We start from the raw sequence: 6797 nt of genomic DNA, 5'->3' as shown, positions 1-6797 counted from the left end.
GAGATGCTCTACAATGGCGTGCGCCACGACAGCGCCGCGCGTGGCGGCCACGCCATGCCGCAACTGGCGCGGCGCGGCATGAGCATCGCCGCCATCAGCGCCGTCGACATCGCGCTGTGGGACATTCTTGGCAAATCGCTTGGCGTTCCGGTCTGGCGGCTGCTGGGCGGCCGCAAGCTCGATCGCATGCCGGCTTACGCGTCCGGCGGCTGGGCGGCTGCCGACGCCATCGGCGAGCAGTTGAAATCCTACATCGCCAAGGGCGGTTTCAAGGCACTGAAGATGCGGGTTGGCGCCATGGATGGCGCGGCGCACATTTCGGCCGGCCGCGTGCGGGCCGCACGGCAGGCGCTCGGCCCCGATGTCGAACTGATGGTCGACGCGCACGGCACCTACACGGTGGCCGAGGCCAAGCGCTTCATCCACCTTGTCAACGATTTGGACCTCGCCTGGTTCGAGGAGCCTATCATCGCCGACGACAAGCCCGGCATGGCTGAAGTGCGGGCGTCAGGTGCCGTCCCGATCGCCACCGGCGAAAGCGAGGCGACACGCTATGCCTTCCGCGATCTCGCCGTGCTGAAAGCCGCCGACATCTTCCAGCCGGATCCCGCCTTCTGCGGCGGTATCAGCGAGGCGATGAAGATCGGCACCATCGCCAGCGCCTTCAATCTGCGCTTTGCACCGCATTTGTGGGCCGGCGCGCCCTGTTTTTTCGCAGGCTTGCATGTCTGCGCCGCCTCGCCGTCGAGTTTCACCGTCGAATATTCGCTCGGCGCCAACCCGATGATCCACGATCTGGTCGAAGAGACTGTCGAAGCCAGGGACGGCATGATAGCGATCCCGGAAAAACCGGGTCTGGGATTCACCATTTCGGAGCGGTTCCTGGAGGCGCACGCGCAACGCGGTTGACGATGAAAGAAAAGAACCTCCTCGCGGAACTCGCTGCCTACCTGTTCTCCCATTCGGACAAGGAGAGCGGCCGAACGCCTTCGGAACGCGAACTGGCGGAGCATTTCGCTGTCAGCCGCGGCCAGATCCGCGAGGCGCTGGCCATCCTTGAGGCCATGCGCATCGTCGAGCGCCGGGCCAAGTCCGGCATCTACATCGACACCAAGCAGGCCAGCGTGGAGGCCATGGCGCTCTTTGCCCGCGCGGGCCTGCCGCTCGACCCGATCCAGATCTACGAAACGGTCGAACTGCGCAAGATCCACGAGATCAAGGCGGCCGAACTTGCCTGTTCGCGCGCCACAGAGGAGAATTTCGAGCGGCTGCGCGAGATACTGAAAGCTTCGGAAGAGCGCATTGCCGTCGGCGAAGGGCTTGCCAGGGAAGACCGTGAATTCCACCTCGAGATCGTGCGCGCCACCAAGAACAGCGTCTTCCACAATGTCTGCAGCGTCTACTATATGATGGGCGAGCAGCGCCTGCCGATCTATTTCAACGACCCCGAGCGCAACGTGCGCTCGCATGCCGAGCATATCCAGATCTATGAGGCGCTGCTGCGCCGCGATGGCAATCTCGCCCAGGCGCTGATGAGCGCCCATTTGCAAGGGGCTGAAAGCTACTGGAAAGGCCTGATCGAGGGCCATGGCGAGGAACCTCAAAGCCCGGCGCTCGAAAAAGCTTGACCGACATGGCCCGTATCCTCACGACCCACGCCCTGCACCCGCGCGCCTCGGCCATGCTGGCCGGCGCCGGAGAACTCGTCGTCGCCTCCGCCATCGATCCGGCCACGCTGGCTGCCGAGGCGAAGGATGCTGATATCGTCATCGTGCGCGCGCCGCTGCCACCACAGCTTTTCGACGGCGCAAAGCTGCTGCGGGCGGCAATCCGTCATGGCGCCGGGCTCGACATGATCCCGATGGAAGCAGCGGCGGCGGCCGGCGTGCTGGTGGCGAATGTGCCGGCGGTCAATGCCCGCTCGGTTGCCGAACACGTCATGTTCGCGGCGCTCGCTTTGCTGCGCAACTTCCGCGCCGTCGACCGCGACCTGCGCACCAAAGGCTGGCTCGCCGGCCGCGAGCACGCCAATTCCAACATCGAGCTTGCCGGCAAGACGATCGGCATCGTCGGCCTCGGCGCGGTCGGCCAGGCTGTCGGCCATATCGCCGCGCACGGCTTCGACCTGAAGGTGGTGGCAACGACGCGCAGCATGCAGCCGGCGCCTGACAAGGTCGGTTTCCTGTCGATCGACGCTCTCGTCGAGCAGAGCGACATCATCGTTCTGTGCTGCCCGCTGACGCCGGAAACGCGCGGCCTGATCAACCGTGAGCGGATCGCCCGCATGAAGCCGCATGCGCTGCTGATCAACGTGTCGCGCGGACCGGTCATCGATGACGATGCGCTGATCGAGGCGTTGCAGAAACGCCGTATCGGCGGTGCCGCGCTCGATGTTTTTGCGACACAGCCGCTGCCGTCGAACCATCCCTATTTCGGCTTCGACAATGTCATCATCACGCCGCACATGGCCGGGATCACCGAGGAATCGATGATGCGCATGGGCGTCGGCGCGGCGGGTGAAGCCTTGCTGGTGCTGGCCAACAAGCTGCCGGTCAATCTGCGCAATCCGGAAGTGGTCGATCACTATCGGCGGCGGTTTCCGGCGGACCTGTAACACATCGCGGTTTCGCCCCAATTTTCCGCGACGCTGAGAGCCATGTCCGATCCGCGCCTCGCATCCCTGGTAGTCGTCGTCTGTTCGCTCTGCGCCATGCCGTCATTCGCGGCCGAAAGCAGTTATGTCTATTGCGACAACGGGCTGCGCTGCTTCAAGGCGCCGTGCCCGTCGAACAGCGCACTCGACCTTGCCACCGGGGCGATCATCAAGGGCGTCTCTATCGACCCAAGCGGATTGCCGCAGGCCGACAAGGCGATAACGATCTTTCCGACGCGCTTTATGCCGGCAAGATCGTCGTCAGGGGCTCGATCGAGCACCGCACCCCAGACCATCACCGGCGAGAAGTACAATCTGCCCTGGCTGGTCGCGACCCGTATCGTGCGGACCGCCAAGGACAGCGAACGCAAGCACTGTTCGTCGCACTGATAGGCGGTTCAGCCCTGGTCACGCGCCAAGCAGCTGCTCTATTTCGGCAGCAATCCGCAGCAGGCGCCGGTCATGCCCGTTGCGCGCCACCAGCATCAATCCGGCGGGCAGCGGAGTGCCCGGCATCGGTAGCGAGATCGCGCAGAGATCGAACTGGTTGGCGACCTGCGTGTTGCGCAGCAGCAGGCCCTCAGTGCGGTCGCGCAGCTCGGCGTCGTCAGCCATCGAGACGATGGTCGGCGCCGTCACCGGCGTGGTCGGCAGAGCCAGCACATCGACCGATGCCAGCCGCTCGTCCATGGCGGCGGCAAGTGCTGCGCGACGACGCATTGCCCTGATGTAGACAGGCGTCGGCAGCATTGCCGCCCGCGACAAAGGTCCGCTGACATGCGGGTCGACCGGCACCGACGCTCCTGTCGCCAGCCAGTCGGCATGCACTTCGGCCCCTTCCATCGCAGCGATCGAGCCACGCTTGGTCGCCGCGCGCAAATCGGCGAGCAGATCGTCGATCGACAGGTCGGCGATCCGCGCGCCTGTCTGCTCGATCTTGCCAAGGCAGCGGTCGAACGCGGTCGCCACCTCGTCTTCCGTCTCTTCGAAAAGGACGCCGCGCGGAATGCCTATGCGAAGCCCTGCAAGGGCAATCGGCGCCAGCGCGGTCGGCACCTCGCCGGCCATCACGGCGTCGGCGGCGGCACACTGGGCGACGGTTCGGGCAAGCGGCCCGATCGAGTCCAGCGTGGCGGACAATGGGAACGCGCCGGCGAGCGGCACACGTCGCGCTGTCGGCTTGAAGCCGACGACACCGTTGAGTGAAGCCGGTATGCGTATCGAACCGCCGGTATCGGAACCGATCGATATTTCGCTTGTCCCCTCGCCGACGGAAACGCCTGCGCCCGAGGAAGAGCCGCCCGGAATGCGGCTGGCGTCCACGGCATTGCCAGGCGTGCCGAAATGCCTGTTGTCGCCGATCGCGGTGAAGGCGAATTCGGTCATGTTGGTCTTGCCTATGATGACCGCGCCGGCCTGCCGCAGCCGGCTGACGATTGCCGCGTCGCTTTGGGCGGGCGCCGCGGTCTTGCGCATCAGCGAACCGGCCGTGGTCGGCTCGCCGGCGACATCGAACAGATCCTTGATCGAGACGATGGTGCCATCGAGCGGTCCGAGTGTCACGCCGGCCCGCTTGCGGGCATCGCTGGCATCAGCCGCGGCCCGTGCGGCTTCGGCATAGAGCTTCGTGAACACGTGCTCTTCGCCGGCACGGGCGGCGAGGCGCGCCAGAATGGTTTCCAGATGATCACGGACGGATTGCATTTTCGGTGTCGGACTCCGGACGCCTTGAACGTCTTAAGGGGGTGCGGCCAGTGCATGGCTTGCCCAGACTTAACCCGGCGCAGGCGATTTTGCACCCTGTCGAATACGAGGAAAAACCCGATGCTCTACAAAGGCAGCTGCCACTGCGGCAAGGTGGCCTTCGAATTCAAGGCCGAACTGACCGGTGCCATCAGGTGCAATTGTTCGATCTGCGCGCGCAAGGGCGCCCTGCTGTGTGCCATCCCGCATGAGACCTTGCGGGTCTTGGCCTGGGGCGACGATTTGGGCACCTACACATTCGGCAACCATGCCATCGCGCACCGGTTCTGCCGGGCCTGTGGTGTCCATCCCTTTGCGGAGGATGTCCGCGAGGGCCGTGAACGCAGCGCCTACATCAACATCAACTGCGTGGCCGATCTCGACCCTTCGACCCTGTCGGTCTTCGATTTCGACGGGCGGTCCGCCTGACGCAATTCCAGGAAAAGTGCGCAGCGGTTTTCCGTCCGGAATTGCGCAGGAACCAATTACCTATCGATAGCCCGTCGCATCGGCGGGCTTGCCGGCGTCCTGAACCTCGGGAACATAACGCCAGGCGTCGGGCCGTGAGCCGTCGAGGTCGGTAAAGCCGTAGACCTGCGCCAGCCCGCCGCTGGACAGCGACTGTCCGTTCCAGCGCGAGCGGTCCGGATCCGCCGCCAAAGCCGCAACGGCGCGGCCGACGAAACGTGGCGTCTCGGAAATGACGAAATGCGGCACCTCAGCGGTGGCGTCGCGCCAATTGCCCTCGCTCACGCCAAAGGCTTCCAGCATCATCTCCGAACGCAGCCAGCCGGGCGTCAGCGACACGGACGTTGCGTCGTGTTTGGCGAGATCCTGGGCATGCGCCCATGCCATGCGCGTCACCGCGACCTTGGCGAGATCGTAGAATGGCGACAGCCGGTAGTGATCGGCATTGTATTCGGCCGTGCCGTCTGTGACCTCGACGAGCAGCCCGCCCGGACGTTCGATCAACAGCGGCAGCGCATGGTGCGCGGTGATCAGATGCGTGTCGATGCCGAGCCGCAGCATGCGCAGGCCATTGTCCAGATTGTGGTCCCAGACCGGTTTGTCCCACTCGAACAGTTTCTCGCCACCCCAGATGTCATTCACCAGTATGTCGAGCCGGCCTTGTTCGGTGCGGATGCGCTCGACCAGTTTGCGCACATCGTCGGCCACCAGATGATCGACCTGAACGGCGATGCCCTTGCCTCCGTTCGCCGAGACCAGTTCCGCTGTTTCCTCGATGGTTTCGGGCCGGGCATATTCGGATTGCTGGGCGCGCGTGCTGCGCCCGGTGACATAGACGGTGGCGCCGGCTGCGCCGAGTTCGATCGCTATGCCCCGTCCGGCGCCGCGCGTCCCGCCGGCGACCAGGGCAACTTTCCCTTGCAGCGTCATTGAACTCTCCCAAAACGGACTCATCGATCAGACAAGGCTGGCTTGTGCTGTTCGCGCCATATATATAAATGATCATTCGGTTATATCAGGATGTCAAGATGACACGGCCAAAAACCCAGTCCGACGAGCAGGTGCTGGAGACCGCGCACCGGCTAATCCACGAGCATGGTCCCGAAGCACTCACCTTCGAGCGTCTGGCAAAGGCCTGCGGTCTCTCCGGTGCAACGCTGGTGCAGCGCTTCAAGAACAAGGCGCAGCTGAAACAGCGCACTTTGCTGCACGCCTGGGACGGTCTCGACGAGAACACCAGAAAGCTGGCAGCCACCGTTCCCAGAACCCCCACCGGTGCGGTCGCGTTGCTGGTGGCGCTGTCGCAATCCTATGGCGGCATCGAATCCTATGCCGAAGGCCTGCTTGTCCTACGCGAGGATCTGCGCGATCCCGTGCTCAGGGCGCGGGGTGCGGCCTGGAAGGCGTTCCTGTGCGACACACTTGTAGCCTGTTTTGCCAAGACGCCCAACCCGCCACGCGACATCGGCCTGCTGATGGCCTCGCATTGGCAAGGCTCGTTGCTGTGGTGGAGCTTTGACCCGGCGATCGAAGTGGCCGCCTATGTCGAGGACAGCCTGAACCGCTTCGTCGCTGCCATCACAACGGCGCCGGCCCGAAAACCGTGATGGTTCTCGGCGTCTCGGCTATAATCCGATGCCGCCTTCGGCCGCGCCTTCAAGCGCGTCATCGGCTCGGCGCGCAGCCATCTCCGGGCCGAGGAACAGGCCGATTTCCGCAAGACCAGCTGACGCACAGGGTTTCGCACTCAGCTTGACAAAGGCAGCAGCCAGTTCGGCGGTCCCGGCAGCTTTTTTGCCGGCAGCTTTTCGCGATAGGAATTTTTTCTTGACTCGGTGACCTCAGCTATGCTACATTTCTGTCTATGGTGCTGATTTGCGCCAGTGACCCGCCGCACAGGCGGGTTTTTCGTTTGATGCTCCGTCCCTACGCC

The 6797-nt window shown here is 64.2% G+C and carries 9 protein-coding genes; 6 read left to right on the top strand and 3 right to left on the bottom strand.

What is annotated here, in order from left to right; all coding sequences use genetic code 11:
* From EOD15_RS10845 to EOD15_RS10830, 4 genes are all read left to right on the top strand, one after another.
* Nucleotides 1–909 (top strand): mandelate racemase/muconate lactonizing enzyme family protein (locus EOD15_RS10845; protein WP_245463642.1); only part of this gene is annotated, 909 nt, incomplete at its 5' end.
* A gap of 2 nt (nucleotides 910–911) precedes the next feature.
* A complete protein-coding gene (locus tag EOD15_RS10840) occupies nucleotides 912–1628 on the top strand; it encodes a FadR/GntR family transcriptional regulator (RefSeq protein WP_127318764.1) in 717 nt (238 codons plus the stop codon).
* Nucleotides 1629–1633: 5 nt separating this feature from the next.
* Nucleotides 1634–2614, top strand: a complete 981-nt coding sequence (locus EOD15_RS10835; RefSeq protein ID WP_127318766.1) for an NAD(P)-dependent oxidoreductase — start codon at nucleotides 1634–1636, stop codon at nucleotides 2612–2614.
* A 42-nt stretch (nucleotides 2615–2656) separates the two neighbouring features.
* Nucleotides 2657–3043, top strand: coding sequence for a hypothetical protein (locus EOD15_RS10830; protein WP_245463641.1), 387 nt, complete (start codon nucleotides 2657–2659; stop codon nucleotides 3041–3043).
* 18 nt (nucleotides 3044–3061) lie between these two features.
* Here EOD15_RS10830 and EOD15_RS10825 read toward each other — a convergent pair whose 3' ends face one another.
* The gene (locus EOD15_RS10825; protein WP_127318768.1) at nucleotides 3062–4357 is read right to left on the bottom strand and encodes an amidase; all 1296 of its coding nucleotides are present in this window, start codon (nucleotides 4355–4357) and stop codon (nucleotides 3062–3064) included.
* Nucleotides 4358–4477: 120 nt separating this feature from the next.
* Between EOD15_RS10825 and EOD15_RS10820 the strand changes: the two genes are divergently transcribed.
* The gene (locus tag EOD15_RS10820; protein WP_127318770.1) at nucleotides 4478–4825 is read left to right on the top strand and encodes a GFA family protein; all 348 of its coding nucleotides are present in this window, start codon (nucleotides 4478–4480) and stop codon (nucleotides 4823–4825) included.
* Between the two features lie 60 nt (nucleotides 4826–4885).
* On the opposite strand, the gene EOD15_RS10815 is transcribed toward EOD15_RS10820, so the two are convergent.
* A complete protein-coding gene (locus tag EOD15_RS10815) occupies nucleotides 4886–5794 on the bottom strand; it encodes an SDR family oxidoreductase (protein ID WP_127318772.1) in 909 nt (302 codons plus the stop codon).
* A gap of 98 nt (nucleotides 5795–5892) precedes the next feature.
* Here EOD15_RS10815 and EOD15_RS10810 point away from each other — a divergent pair, with 98 nt between their 5' ends.
* Nucleotides 5893–6471, top strand: coding sequence for a TetR/AcrR family transcriptional regulator (locus EOD15_RS10810; protein WP_245463640.1), 579 nt, complete (start codon nucleotides 5893–5895; stop codon nucleotides 6469–6471).
* 140 nt (nucleotides 6472–6611) lie between these two features.
* On the opposite strand, the gene EOD15_RS36255 is transcribed toward EOD15_RS10810, so the two are convergent.
* Nucleotides 6612–6797 (bottom strand): hypothetical protein (locus EOD15_RS36255; protein WP_210212189.1); only part of this gene is annotated, 186 nt, incomplete at its 5' end.

Source organism: Mesorhizobium sp. M7A.T.Ca.US.000.02.2.1, from assembly GCF_003996995.1.
Classification (GTDB): Bacteria; Pseudomonadota; Alphaproteobacteria; order Rhizobiales; family Rhizobiaceae; genus Mesorhizobium.
The sequence above is the reverse complement of the archived record's forward strand: the minus strand, read 5'-3'. Positions and strand labels throughout refer to the sequence as shown.

What these genes read in the sequence shown, in the direction of transcription:
- EOD15_RS10840 (WP_127318764.1), top strand. Translation starts at nt 912, where the DNA reads ATGAAAGAAAAGAACCTCCTCGCGGAACTCGCTGCCTACCTGTTCTCC.
- EOD15_RS10835 (WP_127318766.1), top strand. Translation starts at nt 1,634, where the DNA reads ATGGCCCGTATCCTCACGACCCACGCCCTGCACCCGCGCGCCTCGGCC.
- EOD15_RS10830 (WP_245463641.1), top strand. Translation starts at nt 2,657, where the DNA reads ATGTCCGATCCGCGCCTCGCATCCCTGGTAGTCGTCGTCTGTTCGCTC.
- EOD15_RS10825 (WP_127318768.1), bottom strand. Translation starts at nt 4,357, where the DNA reads ATGCAATCCGTCCGTGATCATCTGGAAACCATTCTGGCGCGCCTCGCC.
- EOD15_RS10820 (WP_127318770.1), top strand. Translation starts at nt 4,478, where the DNA reads ATGCTCTACAAAGGCAGCTGCCACTGCGGCAAGGTGGCCTTCGAATTC.
- EOD15_RS10815 (WP_127318772.1), bottom strand. Translation starts at nt 5,794, where the DNA reads ATGACGCTGCAAGGGAAAGTTGCCCTGGTCGCCGGCGGGACGCGCGGC.
- EOD15_RS10810 (WP_245463640.1), top strand. Translation starts at nt 5,893, where the DNA reads ATGACACGGCCAAAAACCCAGTCCGACGAGCAGGTGCTGGAGACCGCG.